The sequence below is a fragment of the Variovorax sp. LARHSF232 genome (genome assembly GCF_052871435.1).
The window spans coordinates 284200-310568 of sequence record NZ_JBIXJS010000003.1 but is presented as its reverse complement, the minus strand read 5'-3'; the positions used below and the strand labels follow the sequence as shown (position 1 = coordinate 310568).

Annotated in this window: 24 protein-coding genes; 20 read left to right on the top strand and 4 right to left on the bottom strand. The window is 68.9% G+C overall.

Translation table 11 applies throughout. From position 1 onward, the window contains the following. Positions 1–95 precede the first annotated feature (95 nt). The 7 genes from ACIPRI_RS10295 to ACIPRI_RS10265 all read left to right on the top strand — a co-directional run bounded on the left by ACIPRI_RS10295 (position 96) and on the right by ACIPRI_RS10265 (position 8015). Positions 96–815 carry a glutathione S-transferase family protein gene (locus ACIPRI_RS10295; RefSeq protein ID WP_446621335.1) on the top strand — a complete coding sequence of 240 codons (720 nt, stop codon included), beginning with the start codon at positions 96–98 and terminating at the stop codon, positions 813–815. Between the two features lie 43 nt (positions 816–858). Then, a complete protein-coding gene (locus ACIPRI_RS10290) occupies positions 859–2109 on the top strand; it encodes a multifunctional CCA addition/repair protein (protein ID WP_446621334.1) in 1251 nt (416 codons plus the stop codon). 79 nt (positions 2110–2188) lie between these two features. Next, complete coding sequence (gene otsB / locus ACIPRI_RS10285; RefSeq protein ID WP_446621333.1) at positions 2189–2974, top strand: trehalose-phosphatase; 786 nt, start codon at positions 2189–2191, stop codon at positions 2972–2974. A gap of 26 nt (positions 2975–3000) precedes the next feature. Continuing rightward, the gene (locus ACIPRI_RS10280; protein WP_446621699.1) at positions 3001–4845 is read left to right on the top strand and encodes a glycoside hydrolase family 15 protein; all 1845 of its coding nucleotides are present in this window, start codon (positions 3001–3003) and stop codon (positions 4843–4845) included. Beyond that, positions 4842–6239, top strand: coding sequence for an alpha,alpha-trehalose-phosphate synthase (UDP-forming) (locus ACIPRI_RS10275; protein ID WP_446621332.1), 1398 nt, complete (start codon positions 4842–4844; stop codon positions 6237–6239). The genes ACIPRI_RS10280 and ACIPRI_RS10275 overlap by 4 nt, the downstream gene beginning before the upstream one ends. Before the next feature lie 60 nt (positions 6240–6299). Then, positions 6300–6902: a TetR/AcrR family transcriptional regulator gene (locus ACIPRI_RS10270; RefSeq protein ID WP_446621331.1), complete on the top strand. Its 603-nt coding sequence runs from the start codon at positions 6300–6302 to the stop codon at positions 6900–6902. Positions 6903–7121: 219 nt separating this feature from the next. Beyond that, a complete protein-coding gene (locus tag ACIPRI_RS10265) occupies positions 7122–8015 on the top strand; it encodes an alpha/beta fold hydrolase (protein WP_446621330.1) in 894 nt (297 codons plus the stop codon). A 21-nt stretch (positions 8016–8036) separates the two neighbouring features. Here the strand turns inward: ACIPRI_RS10265 and ACIPRI_RS10260 are convergent, their stop codons facing one another. From ACIPRI_RS10260 to hisN, 3 genes are read right to left on the bottom strand one after another with little or no spacing between them, the layout of a single operon-like run. After that, positions 8037–8963 (bottom strand): ROK family protein, encoded by a 927-nt coding sequence (locus tag ACIPRI_RS10260; RefSeq protein WP_446621329.1) that lies wholly within the window; start codon positions 8961–8963, stop codon positions 8037–8039. A 16-nt stretch (positions 8964–8979) separates the two neighbouring features. Beyond that, positions 8980–9177 (bottom strand): DUF2905 domain-containing protein, encoded by a 198-nt coding sequence (locus ACIPRI_RS10255; RefSeq protein ID WP_446621328.1) that lies wholly within the window; start codon positions 9175–9177, stop codon positions 8980–8982. 9 nt (positions 9178–9186) lie between these two features. Continuing rightward, the gene (hisN, locus tag ACIPRI_RS10250; protein WP_446621327.1) at positions 9187–9975 is read right to left on the bottom strand and encodes a histidinol-phosphatase; all 789 of its coding nucleotides are present in this window, start codon (positions 9973–9975) and stop codon (positions 9187–9189) included. A 124-nt stretch (positions 9976–10099) separates the two neighbouring features. Between hisN and ACIPRI_RS10245 the strand changes: the two genes are divergently transcribed. Genes ACIPRI_RS10245 through ACIPRI_RS10215 form a run of 7 tightly spaced genes read left to right on the top strand, consistent with a single transcriptional unit; the run spans position 10100 to position 13961 of the window. Then, a complete protein-coding gene (locus ACIPRI_RS10245) occupies positions 10100–10555 on the top strand; it encodes a GNAT family N-acetyltransferase (RefSeq protein WP_446621698.1) in 456 nt (151 codons plus the stop codon). Then, positions 10552–11256: a GNAT family N-acetyltransferase gene (locus tag ACIPRI_RS10240; protein WP_446621326.1), complete on the top strand. Its 705-nt coding sequence runs from the start codon at positions 10552–10554 to the stop codon at positions 11254–11256. Before ACIPRI_RS10245 ends, ACIPRI_RS10240 begins: the two co-directional genes overlap by 4 nt. After that, positions 11256–12404: a BamA/TamA family outer membrane protein gene (locus ACIPRI_RS10235; protein WP_446621325.1), complete on the top strand. Its 1149-nt coding sequence runs from the start codon at positions 11256–11258 to the stop codon at positions 12402–12404. The genes ACIPRI_RS10240 and ACIPRI_RS10235 overlap by 1 nt, the downstream gene beginning before the upstream one ends. Positions 12405–12427: 23 nt before the next feature. Further along, the gene (locus ACIPRI_RS10230; RefSeq protein WP_446621324.1) at positions 12428–12820 is read left to right on the top strand and encodes a VOC family protein; all 393 of its coding nucleotides are present in this window, start codon (positions 12428–12430) and stop codon (positions 12818–12820) included. 5 nt (positions 12821–12825) lie between these two features. Continuing rightward, positions 12826–13281 carry a GNAT family N-acetyltransferase gene (locus tag ACIPRI_RS10225; RefSeq protein WP_446621323.1) on the top strand — a complete coding sequence of 152 codons (456 nt, stop codon included), beginning with the start codon at positions 12826–12828 and terminating at the stop codon, positions 13279–13281. A 7-nt stretch (positions 13282–13288) separates the two neighbouring features. Then, on the top strand, positions 13289–13714 hold the full coding sequence (locus tag ACIPRI_RS10220; protein WP_446621322.1) for a VOC family protein: 426 nt from the start codon (positions 13289–13291) through the stop codon (positions 13712–13714). Beyond that, positions 13707–13961 (top strand): DUF1653 domain-containing protein, encoded by a 255-nt coding sequence (locus ACIPRI_RS10215; RefSeq protein ID WP_446621321.1) that lies wholly within the window; start codon positions 13707–13709, stop codon positions 13959–13961. Before ACIPRI_RS10220 ends, ACIPRI_RS10215 begins: the two co-directional genes overlap by 8 nt. Here the strand turns inward: ACIPRI_RS10215 and ACIPRI_RS10210 are convergent. Continuing rightward, positions 13958–15061 carry a class I SAM-dependent methyltransferase gene (locus tag ACIPRI_RS10210; RefSeq protein ID WP_446621320.1) on the bottom strand — a complete coding sequence of 368 codons (1104 nt, stop codon included), beginning with the start codon at positions 15059–15061 and terminating at the stop codon, positions 13958–13960. The genes ACIPRI_RS10215 and ACIPRI_RS10210 overlap by 4 nt on opposite strands. A 28-nt stretch (positions 15062–15089) precedes the next feature. Here ACIPRI_RS10210 and ACIPRI_RS10205 point away from each other — a divergent pair, with 28 nt between their 5' ends. The 6 genes from ACIPRI_RS10205 to ACIPRI_RS10180 all read left to right on the top strand — a co-directional run bounded on the left by ACIPRI_RS10205 (position 15090) and on the right by ACIPRI_RS10180 (position 26353). After that, the gene (locus ACIPRI_RS10205; protein WP_446621319.1) at positions 15090–15881 is read left to right on the top strand and encodes an SDR family oxidoreductase; all 792 of its coding nucleotides are present in this window, start codon (positions 15090–15092) and stop codon (positions 15879–15881) included. Beyond that, complete coding sequence (locus ACIPRI_RS10200; RefSeq protein ID WP_446621318.1) at positions 15878–16279, top strand: dihydroneopterin aldolase; 402 nt, start codon at positions 15878–15880, stop codon at positions 16277–16279. Before ACIPRI_RS10205 ends, ACIPRI_RS10200 begins: the two co-directional genes overlap by 4 nt. A gap of 80 nt (positions 16280–16359) precedes the next feature. Beyond that, positions 16360–17295: a tRNA 2-thiocytidine(32) synthetase TtcA gene (ttcA, locus tag ACIPRI_RS10195; protein ID WP_446621697.1), complete on the top strand. Its 936-nt coding sequence runs from the start codon at positions 16360–16362 to the stop codon at positions 17293–17295. Between the two features lie 32 nt (positions 17296–17327). Next, positions 17328–18023: a DUF4136 domain-containing protein gene (locus ACIPRI_RS10190; RefSeq protein WP_446621317.1), complete on the top strand. Its 696-nt coding sequence runs from the start codon at positions 17328–17330 to the stop codon at positions 18021–18023. 8 nt (positions 18024–18031) lie between these two features. Beyond that, complete coding sequence (locus ACIPRI_RS10185; RefSeq protein WP_446621316.1) at positions 18032–18676, top strand: histidine phosphatase family protein; 645 nt, start codon at positions 18032–18034, stop codon at positions 18674–18676. Positions 18677–19039: 363 nt separating this feature from the next. Further along, positions 19040–26353: an amino acid adenylation domain-containing protein gene (locus ACIPRI_RS10180; protein WP_446621315.1), complete on the top strand. Its 7314-nt coding sequence runs from the start codon at positions 19040–19042 to the stop codon at positions 26351–26353. The last annotated feature ends 16 nt before the right edge of the window (positions 26354–26369 follow it).

Genomic DNA, 26369 nt, shown 5'->3' with positions numbered 1-26369 from the left:
GCACCCGCGCATCAATCCGCGGTCCAATCCGCATCACTGTCCGACCGCTGCGCCCTTAGCATGCCGGGTTCGACAGCAAAAAAGAGAAATTGAACATGCGCAAGCTCTATATCGGCAACAAGAACTACTCGTCCTGGTCGATGCGCCCCTGGGTGCTGATGACGCAGGCCGGCATCGACTTCGAGGAAGTGATGGTGCGCTTCGACAGCGTCGACACCTTCAGCCCCGACTCGCAGTTCAAGCGCACCATGGCGCCGCTCTCGCCCACTGCGCTGGTGCCGCTGCTGGCGGATGGCGACATCAAGGTGTGGGACACGCTGTCCATCGTCGAGTACCTGGCCGAGACCTGCCCCGACAAGAAGCTGTGGCCCGAGGCCGCGGCGCAGCGCGCCCATGCGCGCAGCATCTGCGCCGAGATGCATGGCGGCTTTCGCGCGCTGCGCGGCGCCTGCCCCATGAACATCGAGGCCGAGCTGGCAACGCAGGGCGCGATCGTCTGGCGCGACAACGCCGCCGTGCGCGCCGACGTGCAGCGCATCGCCCTCATGTGGAGCGAGCTCTTGGCCGCCCATGCCGCCAGCCATGCCGACGGCATGCTGTTTGGCCGCTTCACCATCGCCGACGCTTACTTCACACCCGTGGTGATGCGCCTTGCGCGCTATGCGCTGCCGGTGCCGGAGCCGATCCGCGCCTATATGCAGCGCGTGCAGGCCCTGCCGGGCATCAAGGCGTGGATCGATGGCGCGCTGGCCGAAAAGGACTTCGTCGTCTCCGACGAGCCCTACCGCATCGCACGCGTGTCGAACCCTGCCTGACAGCACGCGCTTAGGGTCTGTTAACAGACCCTAAACTCGGCGCATGCAAAGCTACTTGGTTGGCGGCGCGGTGCGCGACCGCTTGCTCGGCCTGCCGGGCTCGGACCGCGACTGGGTCGTGGTGGGCGCGAGCCCGCAAGAGATGACGGCCCAGGGCTTCCTGCCCGTGGGCCGCGACTTCCCCGTGTTCCTGCATCCCCAGACGCGCGAGGAATACGCGCTGGCCCGCACCGAGCGCAAGAGCGGCAAGGGCTACCGCGGCTTCGTGGTGCATGCCGACCCTGGCGTCACCCTGGAAGAAGACCTGGCGCGGCGCGACCTGACCATCAACGCCATCGCCCTGCCGCAGGCGCTGGCCGACAAGGATCCCCTCGCAGCCGCGGACCTGATCGACCCCTTCGGCGGCCAGCGCGACCTGCTCGCCCGGCAGTTGCGCCACGTGACCGAGGCCTTTCGCGAAGACCCGGTGCGCATCCTGCGCGTGGCGCGCTTTGCCGCCCGCTTCACCGAGTTCTCCGTGGCACCGGATACCGCGCGGTTGATGCGCGAGATGGTGGATGCCGGCGAAGTCGATGCCCTGGTGCCCGAGCGCGTCTGGCAGGAACTGTCGCGCGGCCTCATGGAAGCCCAACCCTCGCGCATGTTCGAGGTGCTGCGCGGCTGCGGCGCGCTGGGCAAGCTGCTGCCCGAGGTGGAGCGCCTGTGGGGCGTGCCGCAGCCTGAGGCGCATCACCCCGAGGTCGACACCGGCGTGCACCTGATGATGGTGCTCGACATGGCGGCGCAGCTGAAGGCGCCTCTGGCCGTGCGCTTCGCCTGCCTCACGCACGACCTTGGCAAGGGCACGACGGCCCCCGACGTGCTGCCGCGCCATATCGGCCACGAGCAGCGCAGCGCCAGGCTCTTGCGCGGGCTGTGCGAGCGCTGGCGCGTGCCGGTGGAGATCCGCGAGCTGGCCGAGGTGGTGGCGCGCGAGCACGGCAACATCCACAGGAGCGGCGAACTGAAGGCGCAGGCCGTGCTGCGCCTGCTCGAGCGCTGCGATGCCATTCGAAAGCCCGAGCGATTCGATGCGGCGCTGCTGGCTTGCGAATGCGATGCGCGCGGACGGTTGGGCCTGGAAGCGCGGCCCTACCCGCAGCGCGCGCGCCTGCGCACGGCGCTGCAGGCGGCGCTGGCGGTCGAGACGGAACCGATCGCGCAGGCTGCCCAGCAGCGCGGTGCCAAAGGTCCGGAGATCGGCGCCGCCATCGGCAAGGCGCGCGCGGTGGCCATTGCGCAGGCACTCGGCTAGGCCCTCGGCCGAGCCCACGTGCGCGTCGTAGGCATTGGCCGACGCGCTGTGACGCGCGAGTCTGCTAAGGTTTGCGCCCATGCAGACGCCTCCTCGACTCACACCCGACGCCGCGTTGTTCCTGGACTTCGACGGCACCCTGGTCGGCATCGCCGAGACACCGGAGGCGATCGAGGTGCCGCAGGGCCTGGTCGCCCTGCTGACCGATCTGCACGATTGGCTGGGTGGCGCGCTGGCGGTCGTGTCGGGCCGCCAGATCGACGTGCTCGATCGCTTCCTCGCGCCCTTGCGACTGCCTGCCGCCGGTGAGCATGGCGTGCAGCGGCGCGATGCGAGCGGCGAGATGAGCGAGCAGGCGCCGCCCGACCTGGAGGCCGTGCTGGACGTGGCCAACCACCTGGCCGGCGCGCATCCCGACCTGCTGGTGGAGCGCAAGCACGCCGCCGTCGCCCTGCACTACCGGCGCGCACCCGAGCTGGAAGTGCTGTGTCGCAACACGCTGCTGGGCATCATCGCCAAGGATCCGCAGCTCGAGCTGCTGCATGGCAAGGCGGTGTTCGAGGTCAAGCCGGCGGGTGTCAACAAAGGCATTGCCATCGATGCCTTCTTGCGCGAGGCGCCCTTTGCCGGCCGCCTGCCCGTCTTTGCCGGCGACGACACGACCGACGAGAGCGGCTTTGCCGTGGTGCAGCCGCTCGGCGGCGTGGCCATCAAGGTGGGCGCCGGCCCCAGCCTGGCGCGGCATCGGCTCGAATCACCGCGCGCCGTCTTCGAATGGCTCGCCGGCGCCCGGCCGGCGGTGCCAGCGCGCCCCACATCCAGGAACGGCAAGAACAGCAAGAACGCGCCCAGGAGGCCTGAATGAACGACGAAGTCAACGAGCTGGGCACGATGCCGGTCGACGAGGAGGCGATCGCGCAGCCCGCTGCATCGCCTCTGCAGTTTGCCGAGCCGGCCGGCTGCTCGCTGTCGCTTGGCATCATCGGCAATTGCGCCTTCAGCGCACTGGTCGACCAGCGCGCCCGAATCGTCTGGTGCTGCCTGCCGCGCTTCGACGGCGAGCCGGTGTTCAACGCGCTTCTCGATCCAAGCGAAGAGGCCAGCGCCTGGGCCTTCGAGCTGGAAGACTTCGCCAGCGCGGAGCAGTCCTATGAACCCAATACCGCGGTGCTGCGCACCCGCCTGTTCGACAGCGCCGGCCAGGGTATCGAGATCACCGATTTCGCGCCGCGCTTCTTCAGCCGCTCGCGCTATTTCCGGCCCCTGTCCATCGTGCGGCGGGTGCGTCCCATCGCCGGCGCGCCGCGCGTGCGCATCGCGCTCGACCCGCGCTTCCAGTGGGGCCAGGTCAAGCCCACCCTCACCCGCGGCAGCAACCACATCCGCTACGTGGGCCCGGACTTCACGCTGCGCCTGACCACCGACGCGCCGGTTTCGCACATCCTGTCGCGCCAGCCTTTCGTGATGGCGCGCGACTACAACTTCCTCCTGGGCGCCGACGAGACGCTGACCGAGGGCATCTCCGACACGGCGCGCCACTTCGAGCAGGAGACCCTCTCCTACTGGCGCACCTGGAGCAAGCGCCTGGCCATTCCCTTCGAATGGCAGGACGCGGTGATCCGCGCCGCCATCACGCTCAAACTCTCGCTCTACGAGGACACCGGCGCCATCGTGGCGGCCATGACCACCAGCATCCCCGAGGCGCCGGGCAGCCAGCGCAACTGGGACTACCGCTTCTGCTGGCTGCGCGACGCCTTCTTCGTGGTGCGCGCGCTCAACAGCCTGTCGGAAGTGGGAACCATGGAGGACTACCTGCGCTGGCTCAACAACGTGGTGGTGGGCTCGCGCGGCGAACACATCCAGCCGCTGTACGGCATCGGACTGGAGCGCCATCTACCCGAATCCTTCGTGGAATGCCTGCCGGGCTATCGGGGCATGGGACCGGTGCGGGTTGGCAACCAGGCGCAGGAGCACTTCCAGCACGACGTGTACGGCAACATCGTGCTGGGCGCCGCGCAGGCCTTTCATGACCACCGCCTCTTGCGGCGCGCCGGTGCGGCCGAGTTTCCGCACCTGGAGGCAGTGGGCGAGCATGCCATCCGCGTCTATGGCACGCCGGATGCCGGCATGTGGGAGCTGCGCACACGCGCCCGCATCCACACCAGCTCGGCGCTGATGAGCTGGGCCGCCTGCGACCGGCTGGCCAAGATCGCGCGTGCCATCGGCAAGCCCGAGCGCGCCGCCTACTGGCACGGCCACGCGGCACGCATGCGCGAGGAAATCCTGGCCAAGTCCTGGTGCGAGGAGCGCCAGGCCTTTGCCGAAAGCTTCGGCGGCCATGAACTGGACGCCAGCATCCTCCTGATGGCGGAAGTGGGCCTGATCGAGGCGCGGGACCCGCGCTTCGTCTCGACCGTGGACGCCATGGAAAAGGCCTTGTGCGACGGCCCCTACATGCGCCGCTACGAGGCTGCGGACGACTTCGGCAAGCCAGAAACCGCCTTCAACATCTGCACCTTCTGGCGCATCGACGCCCTGGCCAAGATCGGCCGCAAGGCCGAGGCGCGCCAGATCTTCGAGACCATGCTGGCCGCGCGCAACCCGCTGGGGCTGCTGTCCGAAGACACCCATCCGGTTACCGGCGAGATGTGGGGCAACTTTCCGCAGACCTATTCGATGGTCGGCATCATCAACGCCGCCGTGCGCCTGTCCGCGCCATGGGACTCGGCCATATGAGCAGGCTCGTCGTCGTCTCCAACCGCGTGGCCGACCCGCGCAAGGCGGCCGCCGGCGGCCTGGCGGTGGCCCTGGGCGAATCGCTGCAGCAAAGCGGCGGCATGTGGTTCGGCTGGAGCGGCGCGGTGGTGGAGGGCGGCCCGACCGGCGAGGGCGAGCTGCACAAGCAGCAGGCCGGCAAGGTGCTGCTGGCGACCATCGACCTCTCCCGCGACGACCACGACAGCTACTACCTGGGCTACAGCAACGACGTGCTGTGGCCCGTGTTCCACAACCGGCTGGACCTGGCGCACTTCGATGCCGGCTTCATCGGCGGCTACCGGCGCGTCAACCAGCTCTTTGCGCGCAAGCTGATGCCGCTCCTGCACAAGGACGACATCATCTGGGTGCACGACTACCACCTGATCCCGCTGGCGGCCGAGCTGCGCGCCATGGGCTGCAAGAACCGCATCGGCTTCTTCCTGCACATTCCTTTGCCGCCGCAGATCATCTTCGCGGCCATCCCGCAGCACGACTGGCTGATGCGCTCGCTGTTCGCCTACGACCTGATCGGCCTGCAGGCCAAGCAGGATCTGCAGCATTTCGAGCACTACGTGAGCACCGAGGCGCACGGCGAAGTGCTGGGCGACGACCTGTTCCGCGCCTATGGCCACACGGTGCGTGCCGGCGCCTTCCCGATCGGCATCGACGTGGACGAGTTCGCCGCGCTCACCCACGCCAAGGAAGCGCGCGAGATGTACGAGACGATGAAGCGCGAGTACTCGAGCCGGCGCCTGCTGCTGGGCATCGACCGGCTGGACTATTCCAAGGGCATCCCGCAGCGCGTGCGCGCCTTTCGCGAGCTCTTGGCCAACTACCCGGAAAACCGCCGCAGCGCCACCCTGATCCAGATCGCCTCGCCCACGCGCGAGACGGTGGACGCGTACGCCGACATCCGACGCGAACTGGAATCACTGTGCGGCGCCATCAACGGCGACTTCGGCGAGCTCGACTGGATGCCGGTGCGCTACATCCATCGCGTCGTGGCGCGCCGCCGCGTGCCCGGCCTGTGCCGCGCCGCCGCCGTCGGCCTGGTCACGCCGCTGCGCGACGGCATGAACCTGGTGGCCAAGGAATACGTGGCGGCACAGGACCCGGCCGATCCCGGCGTGCTGGTGCTGTCACGCTTTGCCGGTGCTGCCGAGCAGCTGAAGGAAGCGCTGCTGGTGAACCCCTACGACATCCACGGCACCGCGCAAGTGCTGCAGCACGCCCTGCGCATGCCGCTGGAAGAACGGCGCGAACGCCACCAGGTGCTGCTCAACCGCGTGCGCGAGCACGACGTGCACTGGTGGCGCAACAGCTTTCTGGAGGCGCTGCGGACGGCGCCGAGCGAGCGGACCCTCGTGACCTGAAGGGCGACGCAGCAAGGCGTCGCTTGCGCTTTCGCACACTCGTGCTAAAGTCCGCGCATCATGGATGCCAAGACCCAGAAAAGCGAACTCACCCGCGCCGCCATCGTCGGCGCGGCGCTGGACTTGGCGTCGGCCCAAGGGCTCGAATCCATTTCACTGCAGGCGGTGGCCGACCGCATTGGCCTGTCCAAGAGTGGCGTGTTCTCCCGCGTGGGTTCGCGGGAGGCGCTGCAAAAGGCGGTGATCGAGGAGTTCGGCCGGCGCTTCCTGGCCGACGTGTTCGTGCCGGCCATGCAAAAGCCCAAGGGATTGCCTCGCCTCGACGAGATCGTGCAGCGCTGGATCGTCCGCATGCGCGACGTCGAAGTGCACTCGGGTTGCCTGTACACGGCAGGGGCCTTCGAGCTCGACGACCGCGAGGGCGAACTGCGCGACCTGCTGCATTCGGAAGTCATGCGCTGGCGTGCCGCCCTGCGCCGCACGGTGGCGCAGGCGGTCGAGGCCGGCGACCTCAAGCCGGACACCGACCCTGAGCAGTTGGTCAGCGAAGTCAGCAGCCTGGCCATCGGGCTGCTGCACGACGCCCGCTTCCTGCGCGACACGCGGGCCGCCGAGCGCGCCATGGCCACTTGGCAGCGACTGCTGCAAAGCTACCGCGCCTGACATCCAGCCCTGCGACTTCATGCCCCTTCTCGCCGCTTTCGCTCACCCATATTTCGCACACTCGTGCGAAGAAAGGATTCCCCATGTGGATCTTCCTCAGCCTGCTGGCCTTCTTGCTGTTGGTCGTGGTCCCGGTGCTGCGGGCTCTGTTCAGCATCCTCGACAGCCTGCCCCGCAGCAATGACGACTGGTTCTTCTACTGAAACGAATGGAGCCCCGATGACTCAACCCGCCTTGCATGCCGCCACGCGCTACTACGACGCGCGCCCCGGCATCCGATTGTTCCGCCTGGGCCTGGCTGCGGTTCAGCGTCTATGGCCCGCGTTGGCTGTTCGCGCGGCCTACCGCCTGTTTGCCACGCCGCTGCCGCTGCGCCTGCTGCGGGCGCGCACCCGCTGGGGGAGCGACTGGCGTATCGAATCCTGGCCCTTCGAGTCGGCGGGTCTCACGCTCTACTCGCCCATGGGTGCAAGCGATGCGCCCACCGCGCTGCTGGTGCACGGTTGGGGCGGCCATGCAGGCCAGATGCGGCCACTGGCCGATGCCCTGCTCGAACGAGGCCTGCGCCCGGTGATTCTGGAAATGCCTGCGCACGGACGCAGCGCCGGGTCCAGCAGCACCTTGCCGCAATTCACCCGGGCCATCGAATACGTATGCGCCCGGTTGCATCACGAGGGACACGTCCTGCAGTTGGCGGCGGCGCACTCGCTCGGCGCCAACGCCCTGGCGCAGGCCGCCAGCCGCGGGCTGGACGTGCCCCGCCTGGTGCTGCTGGCGCCGCCGGCCTCGCCCTTCGAGTTCACGCGCATGTTCGCCCAGGTTTTCGGCTTGAAGGAAAGCGTGCGTGCCTCGATGCAGCGGCGCATCGAGGCGCGCGAAGGCATCCTGATGAAGCGCTTCGAGCCAGCCACGGTCGGACCGCGCATCGGCGCGCCCACCCTCGTGGTGCACGACCGGGGCGATGCGGTCAATCGCTTTGCCGACGGCGAGGCCTTTGCCCGTGTGATTGCCAATGCCAGATTGATCGCCACCGAGGGCCTGGGCCATCGCAAGCTGCTGCAGGATGCGCAGGTTCTGCGACAGGTTAGCGACTTCGCGACTGCGCACGATTGAGCGCACGCGCGGAGATCTCGCTCAATCCAGCAGCGCCAGCGCCGCGTAGTCCCCCACCCGATCCCCCAGCCCGGCCGGCACCAGCGCCACGCCGCGCGTGAGCGGCGGCAGCTGGCCGTCGATCTGCGACTGCAGGCGCGGCAAGAGGAAGTCGCGGTTGTGCCAGAACACGCTGCCGCCCAGGCTGATGCGCTGCAGGTCCAGGGTGGCGATCAGGTTGTAGAGCATGCGGCCCATCACGCGGCACAGCGCGTCGGTGATGCTCAAGGCATGCGGCTCGCCGGCCGCGGCGGCGACGAACAGGTCGGCCGGCGATTGGCCGAAACGGCGTGCCATCGAGTTGCCTGCAATGAGCGCCTCGACGTCGCCGATGTTGCCGCAGCCGCACAGCGCGCCGCTGGCATCGTCCACCACGAAGCTGTGTCCGGCATGGCCGGCGTTGCCGTTCTTGCCGCGCAGGATGCGGCCGTCCACGCACAGGCCCACGCCCACGCCGGTGCTCCAGGTCACGTAGGCGCAGTGGTCCATGCCCTGCAAGGCGCCCCAGCGGCGCTCGGCCTCCAGCGCCGCGACGCCGTCGTTCTCGACCCGCACGCGGGCAAAGCGCTGCGTCAGGGGCGCCTCGACGATCGCGGTTCGCCACTGGTTGGGCAGGCCGCGCGCCGGGCCGGCAATGCCGCCGCAGATGTTGGGCGTGGCCAGTTCCACCATGCCGCCGTTGAGTTCGAAGGGGCCGCAGGTCGACACCCCCACGCAATCGATGCTTTGCGGATCGACCCTCTGCTCGGCGCAGGCCTCGTCGATCAGCCGCAGGATCTGCAGCGCCACCGCATCGTTGTTACCGGTCTTGGCGGTGGGCTCGGTGCGGCGGCCGATCAGGGGCGATTCGCTGTCAGCCGACAGGCTCACCGCCACCTTCGTTCCGCCGATGTCGACGCAGACTCTCATGCGGGTTCCATTTCCTTCAAATCCAGTGCGCCACCAGCGCGGCGACGACGCTCAGCGCAACCGTGCTGCCCAGCGGCAAATCCCAGTCGCGGCCAAAGGCGCGGAAGCTGAAATCACCCGGCAGCCGTCCGAAGCCGAAATGCCGGCGCAGCCACGCGGCCAGCCCCTGGAACAGGAGCAGCGCGAGCACGACGACGAGCAGCCAGCGAATCATTGTTTCAGTCTAGACCGAGAGCGCGGCCAGCGCAGCGCGGTGCAGTTCAGGCGTGGCTGCCGCCACCACGCGGCCGTCGGATTCCAGGCCCAGGGGGCGCCCTTCCCAGTCGGTGATGACGCCGCCGGCCGCCTCGATCAGGCCGGCCGGGCCCAGGTAGTCATAAGGCTGCAGGTCGGTCTCCACCACCAGGTCGATGGTGCCGCCAGCCAGCTGCGCGTAGCCGTAGCAATCGCCGCCGAAGCGGCGCATGGCACAGCGTCGGCTGAGCCCATCGAAGGCCTGCCAGTCGGCCGCGTTGAAGATGTCGGGCGAGGTGGTGACGATGCGCGCCTGCTCGATGGCCCGCACCTCGCTCGTGCGCACCGGCCGACCGTTGCGCAGGGCCAGCCGGCCTGCGGCGTCCGACAGGCCCCACCAGCGCTCGCCCAGCACCGGCATGTCGACCATGCCCAGGCGCACGCCACCGGCCTCCAGCACGGCGATGAGGGTGCCCCACAGCGGTGATCCGGTGATGAAGCTGCGGGTGCCGTCGATCGGGTCCAGCACCCAGACGCGGGCGGCGTCCAGGCGCTCGCGGCCATGCTCTTCGCCAAAGATTCCGTCCTGCGCGCACTGCGCCGCCAGGATCTCGCGCATGGCGGTTTCGGCGGCGCGGTCGGCCAGGGTAACCGGGCTCTGGTCGTCCTTGTCGATGATCTCCAGCGGCGTGCGGAAATAGCGCATGGACTGCGCAGCGGCGGCATCGGCGAGCGCGTTGGCAACGGCGAGGAGTTCGAGCGAATTCTGGGTCGGCATCCCCGAATTAGACGCGAAGTGCAAGGCCCCGGTTTCGTTCTTGCCGCAAGCGGGCGGATGCGGTTGAATCCGAAGCCTTCAGCGAAGAAGGAAGCGCACCATGCTCGACCACACCGCCAGCGACATGCCCCTGCACTGGACCAGCGCCACCGATCAGCTCGACTGGGACGAACTCGCCGCCCTCTACCGCGCCGCGCCGCTGGGCGACAAGAGTCCCCAGGGCCTGAAGACCGCTTTCAACCACAGCATGTTCAAGTTCCTGGTGCATGAGGAAGGCGGCAAGCTGGTGGGCGCCGGCCGCGCTTTGGCCGACGGCGTCGACTGTTCCTACATCTGCGACGTGGCGGTGCTGCCCAGCCACCAGGGCACGGGCCTGGGCAAGGAGATCGTCGCGCGCCTCGTCGAGGCCTCGCGCGGCCATCGCAAGATCATTCTTTACGCGGTGCCGGGCAAGGAGGCTTTTTACGAAAAGCTGGGCTTTGCCCGCATGAACACGGCGATGGCGATCTTCCAGAACCAGCAGCAGGCCGTGGCGCGCGGCTACCTGCAAGCTGCGCCGCGAAAGGGTGAGAACGCGTGACTTCGGCAACAGCGATGCAGCATGACCTGCTCGACAACCTCTTCTGGCATGCCCTGAACGGGCCGCAGGCGCACTTTGCGATTGGCGACGGCGAGGTGCGCCGCTTTGCGCCGGGCTTCTCGCCCATCGTCGGCTTCGCCGATGCACGGCAGCCGCGGCTGGATGCGCTGCTGCCCTATTGCGCCGCGGGCGAACAGTTCTACTGCGACGGCTGGTCCGGCCCGCCGCCGCAGGCGTGGCAGATCCACGCCGAAACATTCATGCGCAAGATGATCTGGCGCGCACCCATGCCCGCCGAAGACGAGGCGCCCGAAGCCCGGCGCCTCACGCTCGATCACCTGCCGCAGATCCTCGACCTGGTGGCCCTCACCCGCCCCGGCCCTTTCGGCCCGCGCACCATCGAACTGGGCGAGTACTTCGGCCTCTTCGACGCGCCGAGCGGCCGTCTGATGGCCATGGCCGGCGAGCGCTGCGCCGCCGGCAGCCTGCGCGAGATCAGCGGCGTGTGCACGCACCCGGACTTCCAGGGCCGCGGCCTGGCGCGCCGCCTGATGCGCAAGCTGATCCGGCGCCAGCTGCAGCGTGGCGAGACGCCGGTGCTGCACGTCATGAGCGCCAACCAAAGTGCGCACCGGCTGTACCTTTCCATGGGCTTCGCCGATCACCGCGAATCGGTGGTGCGCGTGATCTCTCGGCGTTGATGATGAAGCGCGTTCTGCCCGCCGCCGCCACCGCACTGATGCTGGCGGCCTTCTGCCCCGCCGGGCACGCGTTCATGGAAGGCTTCATCGACCAGGAAGACGGCCACCTCGACGTGTCGGACTGGATGGTGAACCGCAAGGGCTTCCTCCCCGTTCCCATCGTGATCACCGAACCGGCGGTGGGCTACGGCGGTGGCCTGGCCTTGATGTTCGTGCGCAACTCGATTCGTGAGAGCGCCGAGAAGGCCAAGGAGACCGGCCACATGACCCCGCCCGACGTCTTCGGCATCGGCGCCGCAGCCACCGAGAACGGAACCCGCGCCGCCTTTGCCGGCGGCATGATGAGCTTCGACGACGACCGCTGGCGCTGGCGCGGCGGCATTGCCCGCACCGACGTCAATCTGGAGTTCTACGGCATCGGCGGGCCGCTCGGCGGCGGCACGCGCAGCATCGCCTATACCCTGGACGGCTGGATGTCGAGCCAGCAGGTGCTGCGCCGCCTGGGCGACAGCAACAACTGGCTGGGCGTGCGCTGGATCTTCCTGGACCTGAACAGCAAGCTGGACATCGACAACCCCCTTGCGCGCCTTCAGCCGGACGAACAGTCCAAGCGCAACTCCGGCCTCGGGCTGACGCTGGAGCACGATTCGCGCGACAACATCTTCACCCCCAACAAGGGCTGGACCGGCGCGCTGGATGCCACCTTCTACGACCCGGACTGGGGCAGCGACACGCGCTTTCAGGCCTATCGTGGCCATGTCTTCGCCTACTGGCCGGTGGCCAAGACCGCGGTGCTGGGCACCCGCCTGGACGGCCGCGCCGCACGCGGCCAGGTGCCCTTCTACCAGTTGCCCTTTGTCGACCTGCGCGGCATCCCGGCAGGACGCTACCAGGACGAAAACACGGCCGTCGCCGAAGCCGAGCTGCGCTGGAACGTCACGCCGCGCTGGGCCGCCATCGGCTTTCTCGGCGTCGGGTGGGCCTGGGGACGTCGCACCGATTTCGGCGAGAGCAGCAGCGCGGTGTCCAAAGGCGTGGGCTTTCGCTACCTGATCGCCAGACAGCTCGGCCTGTGGGTCGGCCTGGACTACGCCAAGGGGCCGGAAGACGATGTCTGGTACATCCAAGTGGGCAATGCCTGGCGCTAGAGTTCAAGGCAAGGAGATCCGCCATGACGATCGAACTGGACCATTCCATCGTGTCGGCGCGCACGCGCGATGCCTCGGCGCGCCAGCTGGCAAAGCTGCTGGGCGTGCCCAGCGGCCCGGCCGCCGCCGGCCCTTTTTATGCCGTCTACGTCAACGACGGCCTGACACTGGACTTCATCGAGACGGATGAGGACTTTCCCGTCCAGCATTTCTGCTTTCGCGTGAGCGAGGAAGACTTCGACCGCATCCTGGGCCGATTGCAAGCGGCCGGCATCGACTACCGCAGCAATGTGCAAGGGCCGGTCGACCACCAGATCAACAACTACCTGGGCGGCCGCCTGGTCTACTGGAACGTGCCGGAAGGCCACCAGTGGGAGATCCTCACGGTGAGCTACGCTCGTCCACCCAAGCTGTGAAACGCATGCACATTCGAATCGACGACCTGTCCGGCCCCGACATCCACGCGCTGCTGGAAGAACACCTCGCGGACATGCGCCGCATCTCGCCGCCCGAGAGCGTGCATGCGCTGGACCTGGACGCCCTGCGCAAGCCCGAGATCACCTTCTGGACCGCCTGGTCCGGCACCGATCTGATGGGTTGCGGCGCGCTCAAGATGCTGGATGAGGCGCATGGCGAGATCAAGTCGATGCGCGTGTCCAACCTGCATCGGCGCACCGGCGCCGGGCGCGCCATGCTGCATCACATCGTCGACGAGGCGCGCCAGCGCGGCCTGCTGCGCCTGAGTCTGGAAACCGGCTCGCAGCCGGCCTTCGAACCGGCACGCCGGCTCTATGCCAGCTTCGGTTTTGCCGAGTGCGGGCCCTTTGCCAACTACATCGAGGACCCTTGCAGCGTCTTCATGACCCGGTCACTCTGAGCACCACATGATTTCCATTCTCGGCCTCGATCACCTGGTGCTGCGCGTCAGCAATCCGGACGCCATGCTGCGCTTCTATGGCGATGTGCTGGGCTGCACGCTGGAAAAGCGCCAGGAAGACATCGGCCTCATCCAGCTGCGCGCCGGCAGCGCGCTGATCGACCTGGTGCCCATCGACGGGCCGCTGGGCCGCGCCGGCGGCGCTGCGCCCGGCCCCGAAGGCCGCAACCTCGACCACTTCTGCCTGGCCGTGGAGCCCTTCGACGAAGCCGCCATCCGCGCGCACCTGGAGGCGCATGGGGTGCAGGCTGGCCCCACGGTGTCGCGCTACGGCGCGCGGGGCGAAGGCCCGTCCATCTACCTGTCGGACCCGGAGGGCAATGTGGTGGAGCTCAAGGGGCCGCCCACCGTGCCTGCGCCGCGCCATGCGTGAACAAGACCTGCCCCCGCTGCCGGTCACGCCGCTGGGCCGCTATCGCCACTACAAGGGCCGGGACTACGAGGTGATCGGCGTCGCCCGCCACAGCGAAACCCTGGAGCCGCTGGTGGTGTACCGCCCGCTCTACAACGCCAGCGGCCTGTGGGTGCGCCCGCATGCCATGTTCTTCGAAGAGATCGCGTTCGAGGGCCGGCGCCAGCCGCGCTTTGCCTTCGTCGCGCCGCGCGAGCGACCTGACTAGAGCGTGTGGCTGCGGTCGCCTTCGCGAAAGCCCACGCTGTCCCAGGCCTGGACGCCGGCGCAAAAGCCGATCACCTTGAACAGCTCGCCCATTTCGTGCTCGTGGATCAGCCGCGCGGCCAATGCGCGCTGCTGCACGCTGGCGGCTTCCAGCTTGTCCACCAGGCCGCAGTTGATCAGGAAGCGCGCCTGGTTGCAGTAGCCCAGCACTGAAAGACCCGCCTCCTGGCCGGCCAGCGCCGCACCGGTGAAGTTGACGTGGGCGGTGATGTCCTTGGCGCCCACATCGGCCAGCGGGTTGCCGTCGGCGCGGTGTCCCTGGTGGCACATGACGGTGCCCATGTGGCGCTGCGGGTGGTAGTACTCCGCCTCGGGGAAGCCGTAGTCCAGGAAGAAGGCGGCGCCGCGCTTCAGGCGGTCGGCCAGGGTGGCGATGAAAGCTTGCGCCTGCGGATGAATCTCGGTGAGGTAGTCGTGCGCGCCTTCCACTTCCAGCGGTGGGCGCAAGTCGGTCGGCTGGTCGGCATGGGCCAGGGCGCCATCGGGCCCGCGCACCACGCCGCGCTCGAACCACTGGCCGCCAGCGCGCGCCAGCAACTTCACCGGCATGGCGTCCAGCACCTCGTTGCCGACCACCACGCCCTGCATCGCCTCCGGCAGTTCGCTGAGCCACTGCACCTTGTCGCCCCAGGGTGCCAACGCCTGCTGCTGGCGCGCGCGCAAGGTGCCGGACAGGTCGACGATGGTGTAGCGCTCGATGCGATCGCCCAGGGCGGTCAGCAGCTGCAGCGCCAGCGCGCCGGACCCGGCGCCGAACTCCCAGATTTCGCGGCTGCCGGTGTGGGCGAGCGCGTCGTCCACCGCCACCGCCAGGGTCTGGCCGAACAGCGGCGACAGTTCCGGCGCGGTGACGAAGTCGCTGCCCGAGGCCGGCATGTGGCCGAACTTGGCCGATGCATTGGCGTAGTAGCCCAGCCCGGGCGAATACAGCGCCAGGGCCATGAAACGGTCGAAAGGCAGCCAGCCGCCGGCACGTTGCAGCGCGGCGTCGATAATTCGGTCCAGGGGATTGGCGCGCGCGGCGCCCGGTTCCGGGTTCATTTTTGAAGGCAAGAAGGAAATCTATCAGGTGACGCAAAGCACACGCAGGCAGGTACTCGTGACGGGCGGCGGACGGCGGCTGGGCGCCGCCATCTGCGAGGCCTTCGCGCGCGCCGGCTGGCAGGTGTGGTGCCAGTATCGCGCCTCCCGGGCCGAAGCCCTGGCGCTGTGCGAATCGCTGCGCGGCCAGGGTTTGACCGCCAACGCGATCGAGGCCGACATCACCCAGGAAGCAGGGCGCCGTGCCCTGATGGCGCAGGTGATGGCCGACGCGCCGCTCGATTGCGTCATCAACAACGCCTCGGCCTTCGAGGCGGACAGCGGCCTCGATTTCGATGCCGACGCTGCCGCGCGCCAGCTGGGCGTGAACCTGATCGCGCCCCTTTCCCTGGCACGCCTGCTGGCGCAGCAAGCGGGGGCACACGGCGCCGACCGCTCGGCCATCCACATCCTGGACCAGAAGGTCTTCAACCTGAACCCGGACTACTTTTCCTACACCGTCTCCAAGCTCGCGCTGGAGCGTGCCGTGGCGCTGCAGGCGCAGTCGCTGGCGCCGCAGCTGCGCGTGTGCGGCGTGGCGCCGGGCATTCTTTATGTGAGTGGCCCTCAAAAGGACGAGAATTTCGCCCTTGCCGCCAAGGCCAACCTGCTGCGCCGCCCCATCGATCCGGCCGACGTGGCACGCTCCTGCGTGTTCCTGGCCGAAACGCGCAGCATCACCGGCACCACCCTCAGCGTTGACAACGGCCAGCACCTGGTGCCCTTGCCGCGCGACATCATGTTCGTCGTCGACGAGCTGCTTCAAGACAACAAACCATGACCACCGCCGCCCTCGACCCTCTTTTGATCTCCTGCCGCCGCGTGTTCCTGCGCGACTACGAGGTCTGGATCAACATCGGCGTGCACGATTTCGAGAAGCGCGCCGAGCAGCGCGTGATCATCAACGTCGATCTGTACGTGCCGCTGGCCGTTTCCACCCCCAAGGCCGACGAGCTGGACGAAGTGGTGGACTACGACTTCATCCGCCGCACGGTGGCGGCGCGCCTTTCCAAGGGCCATGTGCACCTGCAGGAGACGCTGTGTGACGACATCCTGACCCAGGTGATGGCGCACCCCAAGGTGATGGCGGCGCGGGTGTCCACTGCCAAGCCCGACGTGTATCCCGACTGCGACGCCGTGGGCGTCGAGGTCTTCCGCTGCAAGGAGCAAGTGAAATGAGCGCCGTGATGGGCCGCCCCGAACAAGCTCGCGCCCCCTCGGGGGGCAGCGAAGCACACGAAGTGGCAAGCGTGGGGGCCATGAGTGCCGTCTGGATTGACGACGTGCCGCCGGTCAACACGCTGAAGATCGAGCGCGAGACGCACAAGCTCGAGAAGCGCCTGTGCCGCCAGGTGGGCCAGGCCATCGTCGACTACAACATGATCGAAGAGGGCGACAAGGTCATGGTGTGCGTCTCGGGCGGCAAGGACAGCTACGGCCTCCTGGACGTGCTGCTCAAGCTCAAGGCCCGTGCGCCCATCCATTTCGACATCGTCGCGGTCAACCTCGACCAGAAGCAGCCGGGCTTCCCGGAAGAGGTCTTGCCCCGCTACCTGAGCGCGCTGGGCGTCGACTTCCACATCGAGAACCAGGACACCTATTCGATCGTCAAGCGCGTGATCCCCGAAGGCAAGACCACCTGCGGCCTGTGCAGCCGGCTGCGCCGCGGCATCCTGTACCGGGTGGCCGACGAGCTGGGCGCGACCAAGGTGGCCCTGGGCCATCACCGTGACGACATGCTGCAGACCTTCTTCCTCAACATGTTCTTCGCCGGCAAGCTCAAGAGCATGCCGCCCAAGCTGGTGAGCGACGACGGCAGGCACATCGTGATCCGCCCGCTGGCCTACGTCGCCGAGAAAGACCTGGTGCGCTGGGCCCAGCACCGCGAATTCCCCATCATTCCCTGCACCCTGTGCGGCAGCCAGGAGAACCTGCAGCGCAAGCAGGTGGGCGAGATGCTGCGCGAATGGGAAAAGAAGCAGCCGGGCCGGCTGGAGAACATGTTCACCGCCTTGCAGAACGTGACACCTTCGCACCTGCTGGACGGAACGCTGCACGACTTCAAGGGTCTCAAGGCCACGGGCGTGCCGGATGCGGACGGCGACCTGGCTTTCGACCCGCCGCCAATACCGGCGTCGTTGCCGACGCCGTTGTCGGCGCCAAGCCAGGTCATGCGCATCGTGCCGCAAGGCTGAACAAGGCGCGGCGCCCCGGTTTGGGAGAACGCATGAACGAGCCCATCTTGAACAACTGCATCACCTGGCTGGGGCCGTGGGCCCTGGTCGCCGCCCTGTCGGGTTGCGCCACCAGCTGGACCGTGGACAGCAACGTCACCAGCTTCTCGCGTCCGCCCGGTCCCAAGGCGCCGGCCACCTACCGCTTCGAGCGCCTGCCTTCCCAGCAGGCGCAGGAGGCCATGCAGCTCGAGCTGGAGGCGATGGCGTCCATGGCCATGGCCAGTGTCGGCCTCACGCGCAACGATGCCGCGCCGCGCTATGCGGCGCAGATCAATGCGCGGGTGTCGGTGCAGGTGTCGCCCTGGGCCGACCCCTGGGTCTATTCGGCCTGGCCCGGCTATGGCTACTACGGCCGGCCCTGGCCCTACTACGGCTACGGCCGTGGCTGGTATGGCGGCGGCTGGTACGGCGCACCCGCCTACAACCCCTGGTATCTGCGCGAGGTCAGCGTGGTGCTGCGCGAACTGCCCGGCAACCAGGTGGTCTACGAAACCCGCGCCAGCAACGACGGCCCTTACAACGCCAACGGGCCGGTGTTCGCCGCCCTGTTCCAGGCCGCGATGCAGGGCTACCCGCATCCGCCGGCCGGCGTGCGGCGCATCGACGTCGTCATTCCCACCGGCAAAGCCGCAGAAACCGCGCAGGCGCCCGCCGCCACCCCGGCTGCGCCCAAGACAACGCCCTGACGCCCTGAATGGACGCCACCCGCATCATTGCCGTACGCCATGGCGAAACCGCCTGGAACGTGGACACCCGCCTGCAGGGGCACCTGGACATCGCGCTGAACGACAAGGGCCTGTGGCAGGCCCGGCGACTGGCGCAGGCGCTGGCCCATGAGCCCATTGCCGCCGTCTATTCGAGCGACCTCGCGCGGGCCTGGCAGACGGCGCAAGAAATCGCCCGTGGCCATGCGCTGCCGGTCCATCCGGAGCCGCGCCTGCGCGAACGCGCCTTCGGTCATTTCGAGGGCCGCACCTTTGTCGACATCGAACGCGAACTGCCCGAGCAGGCCGATCGCTGGCGCCGCCGCGACCCCGAGTTCGCCCCCGCGGGCGGCGGCGAGAGCCTGCTTGCGTTTCGCGCGCGGGTGACGCAGGCCGTGGCCGAACTGACCGACCGGCACCCGGGCGAATTGCTGCTGCTGGTCGCCCACGGCGGCGTGATGGACCTGCTCTACCGCGCCGCAACCCGCCAGGAACTGCAGGCGCCGCGTACTTGGCAGTTGGGCAATGCCGGCATCAACCGGATGCTGTGGACAGAGCAAGGACTCACTTTGGTGGGTTGGGCCGACGTCGCGCACCTGGACGACGACAGCCTGGACGAGCGAGCCGCCGCTTAAGGCACGCCCGGCAGGGAAAGGCCTTCGCGCAACGCGGAGGCATGGTAACTACCTTTTGGTAACAGTCACCATATTTTTGTCAGCTTTTTGTATTCATTTTTTGCGAATCCGGAGCAGAATCACCGCACGCTGACTCGGCATGTCAACCGGTCATTCGCAACGAAATGATTCGGTCTGTTGCTGTCAACTATGTCTTTCGTATGCCTTTTGGCATCGCGTTTGACAAATGGCAGGGCGCCTTGCCGAAGAGCAGCATGGAGGTGTCTGCGCGGAGAAGGTTCTCGACTCCCGACGTGGCGACCGAAACATCATGTTGCGGCTGTTGTGGGCGAGCGCACAGCAGCCACTAGGGGGTGCATCGCAATGGAACATACGGCTTTCGAGCCCGCGCCTGGAGGCGACCCCGCTGATTCGTCTGGCGCAGCAAGCGCTTGCGCGGCGCCCGCCTACGACCACGGCCTGTGGGAACTGTTCTCGCCGCCCTCCTCTGGCCCGGAAGTCGTCGAGCATCCGCTGGAAATGGCGGCGCAGATGACCGCGCACGCCCTGTCGCGCGGACTGCTGCCCGATGCGCACGCCGCGGCCGCCTGGGCCTGGCTGCAGTCGCGCTGGCTGGGCCGGCCAGCGGCAGCCCTCCATGCGCCGGCCGATGGGCAAGAGCGCTGGACCGAGACCTGGGTCCGCCCTGAAGGCACGATGCGCGCCGGCGATTGGGTCGATCGGGTGGATCGGGCCCGCCGAAGCGCCACTGCGCCGACCCTCTCCGGCTCCGAACCGGAACTGCTCTGGGGCACGGCTGCCGCGGCCCGCGGCATTCCGCAGTTGGGCATGACGTCCGACGGCCTGCTGCGCCTGGCCGGTGCCGGGCAGCACTGCGCCCCGGAAGGCGCCCGGCGATGGCTCGAGACGCTGGCGGCCGCGGCGCTCGCCTTGTGGCAACAGCCCGAGGCGCCGCTCGCCGAGGTGCCGACGCTGACGGCGCAGGATCGCGACCGGCAATGGCGCCAGTGGAATCCCCCGCATGCAGCCGCTGCGCCCTTCCCCACGGTGCACGCGGCCTTCGCCCAGCAGGTGCGCCTGCGCCCGGATGCCGTCGCGCTGGTGCATGGCAGCACGCGCTGGAGCTACGCGCAACTGCAGGCGCGCGCCCAGGCCATCGCCAGTCACCTGATCGAGCAGGGCGTGCAGCCCGGCGAGCCGGTCGGGCTGCTGATGGAGCGCTCGCCGCTGGCGGTGGCCGCGCTGCTGGGCAGCCTGCAGGCGGGTGCCGCCTACGTGCCGCTGCAAGCGGACTTCCCGGCCGAGCGCATCGCCTTCATGCTGAGGGACGCCGGGATTCATCGGGTCATGCTGCGCGACGCCGCCCCTTCTTTGCCCGATGGCATCCGGCAGCTGCCGCTGGCCCGCTTCGAGCACGCGCAGGAAGAGACCAGCGCCCTACCCGACTGGCCCGCCGTCGACGGGCAGGCGCCGGCCTATGTCATGTACACCTCCGGCTCCACCGGCGAGCCCAAGGGCATCGAGATCAGCCATCGCGCCATCCTGCGGCTGGTGAGCGCGCCCAACTATGTCGAGCTGCCGGTGGGCGAGGTGGTGCTGCACGCGGCGCCGCTGGGCTTCGATGCCTCCACCTTCGAGATCTGGGGGCCCTTGCTCAATGGCGGCGTGTGCGCGGTGCACGACGAGCCGCTGCCGACCGGCGCGGGCCTTTCGCGCAGCATTGGCGCGCATGGCGTTACCACCGCATGGCTCACCGCGGCGCTGTTCAACGCGGTGGTCGACGAGGACCCGGCGCAGCTGCGAGGCCTCAGGCAGCTGCTCACGGGCGGCGAGGCGCTGTCGCTCCCCCATGTGCAGCGCGCGCAGCAGGCGCTGCCCCAGACCCAGATCATCAACGGCTACGGCCCGACCGAATGCACGACCTTCGCCGCCAGCCTGCGCCTGCCGCGCGAATGGCCGGCTGACGCGCGCTCGGTCCCGATCGGCAGGCCCATCAACGACACCACCTTGCGCGTGCTCGGGCCGGCGCTGGCGCCGCTGCCCACCGGTTTTGTCGGAGAGCTTTGCATCGGCGGCGCCGGCCTGGCACGCGGCTATGTGCGCCGCCCCGAACTCGATGCCGAGCGCTTCGTGGCCGATCCGCATGGCGCGCCCGGTGACCGCCTGTACCGCAGCGGCGACATGGCGCGCTGGCTGGAGGACGGCAGCATCGACTACCTGGGCCGCATCGACGGCCAGATCAAGATCCGCGGCCACCGCGTCGAATGCGGCGAGATCGAGGCCCGGCTGCTGAGCCATCGCGGCCTGCGCGCCGCCGCGGTGGTGGCGCGGCCCGATGCCCAGGGCCAGCCCCGGCTGGTCGCCTATCTGGTGGCACGGGAGGCGCCCCTGGTCTGGGGCGAGCTGCGCGCCCACCTGGCCACGCAATTGCCCGAGCCCATGCTGCCCAGCGCCTGCGTCTGGCTGGAGGCGCTGCCGCGTACGCGCAATGGCAAGCTGGACCGGGCCGCGCTGCCGGTGCCGCCGCGCACGCGTCCGGAGTTGACGCAATCTTTCGAGGCCCCGCGCGGTGCGCAGGAGTCCGCCGTGTGCGCGGCCTTCGAGCGTGTGCTCGAGATCGACGGGGTCGGGCGCAACGACAACTTCTTCGACCTGGGCGGCGATTCGCTGCGCGTGCTTCGCCTCTTGAGCGCGCTGCAGCCGCTGGCCAGCCACAAGCTGCAGCCGCAACTGCTGTTCGACCAGCCCACGCCTGCCGCTCTGGCCGCACAGCTGCACCCGCAGGAGCCGTCGGCGGAGCGTGCGCAGGCGCCGATCGCGACTATCGGCGCCGCCGCGCAGGAACCCATCGCGATCATCGGCATGGCCGGCCGCTTTCCGGGTGCCGGCGACGTCGAGCAGTTCTGGGACAACTTGCTGGCGGGGCGCGACACCATCAGCCACTTCAGCGAAGCCGAGCTGGACCCGGGCGTGCCTGCCGCGCTGCGCGCGGACCCGGCCTATGTGCGCGCTCGCGGGGTCGTCGACGGCGTGGAAGATTTCGATGCCGCCCTGTTCGGCATCTCGCCCAAGGAAGCGGCGCTGACGGACCCGCAGCATCGGCTGTTCCTGGAAATCTGCTGGGAATGCCTGGAGCGCGCCGGGCATGCGCCGCAGGGCAACCCAGCGGTCATCGGCGTCTGGGGCGGCATGTACAACGCCAGCTACTTTCAGCGCCATCTGAGCACGCGGCCCGACCTGGTGGAAGCGCTGGGCGAGTTCCAGGTGATGCTGGCCAACGAGAAGGACTACATCACCACCCGCGTGGCGCACCGGCTGGGCCTTTCCGGGCCGGCAATCAGCGTCCATACCGCCTGTTCGACTTCGCTGGTGGCGGTGACGCAGGCTTTCAACGCACTTCGCGCCGGCCAGTGCGACATGGCCCTGGCAGGCGGCGCCTCCGTCACCTGCCCGCCGCGCAGCGGCTACCTGTACCAGGAAGGCTCGATGCTCTCGCCCGATGGCCGCACCCGCACCTTCGATGCGGGCGCGCAGGGCACGGTTTTCTCGGACGGCGCGGCCGTCGTGCTGCTCAAACGCCTCTGCGACGCCCAGGCCGATGGCGACACCATCTATGCCGTGCTGCGCGGCGTCGCGGCCAACAACGACGGCGCCAGCAAGGCCAGCTTCACCGCACCCAGCGTCGCCGGCCAGGCCCAGGTGATCGGCGCCGCCCTGGCGGCCGCCGGCGTCAACGCCCGCGACATCAGCTACGTGGAGACGCACGGCACGGCCACGCCTATGGGCGACCCGGTCGAGGTCGAAGGGCTTCGCCGCGCCTTTGCCCCGCACACGCAGGAACGGGGTTTCTGCGCCATCGGTTCGCTCAAGAGCAACGTCGGCCACATGGTGACGGCGGCGGGCGCGGCCGGTCTGATCAAGACCGCGCTCGCGCTTCACACCGGGAAGTTGCCGGCCTCGCTGCATTTCGAGGCGCCGAATCCGGCGATCGACTTCGAGGCCACGCCGTTCCGGGTCAACGACAAGCTGATCGACTGGCCGCGCGCCGGCACGCCGCGCCTGGCCGGCGTCAGCGCCTTCGGCGTCGGCGGCACCAATGCGCATGTGATCGTGCAAGAGGCGCCCGAGCCTGCAGCTTCCGAGCCAGGTGAAGGCCCGCAACTGCTGCAGCTGTCGGCCCGCACGCCGAGCGCGCTGGCGGCGGCCTGCAGCCGGCTGGCGGACCATCTGGATGCGCATCCGGACATCTCGCTGGCCGACGTGGCCCACACCCTGCGCGTCGGCCGCACGCAGTTTGCACAGCGCGCCTGCGTGGTGGCCGAAAGCCCGGCGCAGGCCGCGCAGGCCCTGCGCAGCGCCGACTCACCCGCGCGCGCCAGCGGTGCCACCGGCGCGCGCGTGCCGCAACCCGTCTTCATGTTCCCCGGCCAGGGCGCGCAGTACGCCGGCATGGGACAGGCCCTTTATGCCAGCGGCCGCGCACCTCGCGCGGCGTTCGATGAATGCTTGCAAAGCTTCGAGGGACTTCTGTCCTTCGATCTGCGCGAGCGCATGTTCTCGCCCGACCCCGCGGCGCTGGCGCCAACCTCCGTCACCCAACCGGCGACCTTCACGCTGGAGTACGTTCTTGCGACGCAGATGCTGTCGCTGGGCGTGCAGCCGGTGGCACTGGTCGGCCACAGCGTGGGCGAGTTCGCCGCCGCCGTGTTGGCCGGCGTGATGCGCCTTCGGGATGCCGCGCGCCTGGTGGCGCGACGCGGCGAGTTGATGCAGGCACAACCGGCCGGCGCCATGCTGTCGGTTCGCCTTTCCGCGGAGCAGTTGCTGTCACGCTTGCCCCCCACGCTCTCGCTGGCGGCCGACAACGGCCCCGGCGCGTGCGTGGCGGCGGGGCCGCACGAAGAAATCGAGCGCCTGCGCGGCGCGCTGGAAGCCGATGGCGTGGTGGCCAGGCTGCTGCAGACCTCGCATGCCTTCCACTCAGCGATGATGGAAGCGGCGGTGCCGCCCTTCGAGGCCCTGGTGCACCAGATCGAACTGAGTCCGCCGCAGCGCCCCATCTACTCCACCCTGACCGGCCGCCTGCTGAGCGTGCAGGAAGCGACCGACCCGCACTACTGGGCACGCCACCTGCGCGAAACGGTCCGCTTCTCGCCCGCCGTGCGCGCGCTGATGGCGAACATCACCGACCCGCTCTTCATCGAGCTCGGCCCGCGCAACACCTTGGGCCTACTGGTGCGCCAGCACGGCACGAAGGCGCAGCCGGCCAACGCCATCTCGGTGCTGGCCGACAAGCCCGAAGAGGAAGCGCGCGCCTGGCGGCTGGCGGCCGGGCGCCTGTGGACGCTGGGCGCCGAGATCGACCTGGCCGCGCTGGATGCGCGCAGCCACAAGCGGCGCCTGTGCCTGCCCACCTATCCCTTCGAACGCAAGCGCCTGTGGGTGGACATCGCCACCACCGCCGCGCCTGCACCCGTCACAGCGATCACCCCGCCGACCCCTGCCATCCCGGAGCCGACCATGACTGCCGCCCCCCCAGCCACCAATGCCGACCGACGCCCCGCCCTCGCACAACGCCTGCGCACGCTGTTCGAGGACATCTCGGGCCTCGACCTGGCGGATGCCGAAGGCGCCACGCCCTTTGTCGAGATGGGGCTGGATTCGCTCACCCTCACGCAGGCCGCGCTGCAGGTGAAGAAGAGCTTCAAGGTCAATCTCACCTTCCGCCAGCTGATGGAGAACTACCGCAGCTTCGATGCGCTCGGCAGCTTCCTCGATGCCACGCTGCCGCCCGAGCCGGCCGTGGCGGCACCGGTTGCAGCGGTGGCGCAGCCCGCGCCCGTTGCCGTGCCGGCCGCGCAGGCACAGGCGATCCCCGTGATGGCCGCGCCGGCCTTGCCCGCCGCCATCGCCATGCCGGCGGGCGAAGGCTCGCTGGTGCAGCAGGTCATCGCGCAGCAGATGCAGCTGATGCAGCAGCAACTCGCCTTGCTGTCCGGTGCGGCAGCAGCAACAGCCGCGCCGGTGCAAGTGCAAGCCGTCAGCGCCTCGCCGGCCGCAGCGCCTGTCGCCGCGCAGGCCACGCCAGCCGCGCCAGCCGCCATCGAGCCCACCGATGCCCAAGGCCCGATGAAGTACGACGTGAAGAAGGCCTTCGGCGCCATCGCCCGCATCCATACCCAGAGCAAGGAGATGACGGAGCGGCAGAAGGCGCGCCTCGCAGCCTTCCAGCGCCGCTACGTGGAACGCACGCGCAAGAGCAAGGCGTTCACCGCCGCCAATCGCCCGCACATGGCCGACCCGCGCGTGGTGAACGGCTTCCGGCCCGCCACCAAGGAGATCGTCTACCAGATCGTGGTGGAGCGCTCCAAGGGCTCGCGCGTCTGGGACCTTGACGGCAACGAGTACGTGGACGTGCTCAACGGCTTCGGCATGAACCTGTTCGGCTGGCAGCCCGACTTCGTGCAGGAGGCGGTGCGCGAGCAGCTCGAGCTGGGCTACGAGATCGGCCCGCAGCATCCGCTGGCGGCCGAGGTGACGCAGCTGATCTGCGAGATGACCGGCTTCGACCGCGCCGCCCTGTGCAACACCGGTTCCGAATCGGTGATGGCGGCTGTCCGCATTGCCCGCACTGTGACCGGCCGCAACACGGTGGTGCTGTTCACCGGCTCCTACCATGGAACCTTCGACGAAGTGCTGGTGCGCGCCGGCCGCAACGCCAAGGGCATGCCGGCGGCGCCCGGCATCATGAACGGCATGTTCGGCGACGTGCGGGTGCTGGACTACGGCACGCCCGAGGCGCTGGAGTTCATCCGCGCCAACGCCGACGACCTGGCGGCCGTGCTGGTCGAGTCGGTGCAAAGCCGCCGGCCCGATTTCCAGCCGCGCGAGTTTCTGCGCGAGGTGCGCGCCATCACCGAAAACGCCGGCAGCTGCCTGATCTTCGACGAGGTGATCACGGGCTTTCGTTCGCACCTGCGGGGCGCCCAGGCCGTCTTCGGCATCCGCGCCGACCTGGCCTGCTACGGCAAGGTGATCGGCGGCGGCTTTCCGGTGGGCGTGATCGCCGGCAAGCGCGAGTACATGGATGCGCTGGACGGCGGCGCCTGGCAGTACGGCGACGACTCGGTGCCCACGGTGGGCGTCACCTACTTCGCCGGCACCTTCGTGCGCCATCCGCTGGCGCTGGCCGCCTGCAAGGCCTCGCTCACGCATCTCAAGAACGCCGGCGAGGCACTGCAGACCACGTTGAACCTGCACACGGCGGCGATGGCCGATGAGCTCTCAGCCTTCTGCCGCGAGGTGGGCGCGCCGATCGAGATCCGCTACTTCTCGTCGCTGTGGCGCGTGACCTGGCTGGAAGACCACCCGCTGCAAGACCTGCTGTTCGCCATGATGCGCAGCCGCGGCGTGCACATCCTGGACAACTTCCCCTGCTTCATGACCACCGCGCACACGCAGCAGGACATCGCCCTCATCAAGTCGGCCTTCAAGGAATCGGTGGCCGAGATGCAGGAGGCCGAGTTCCTGCCGCGCCTGGCGCGCAACGACGCCGAGGTGCTCGACAGCTCCAAGCCGCCGGTGCCGGGCGCCCGCCTGGGCCGCGACGCCAACGGCAAGGCGGCGTGGTTCGTGCCGAACCCGCAGCAGCCTGGCAAGTACATGCTGGTGCGCTGAAAAGTCCATCGTGCAG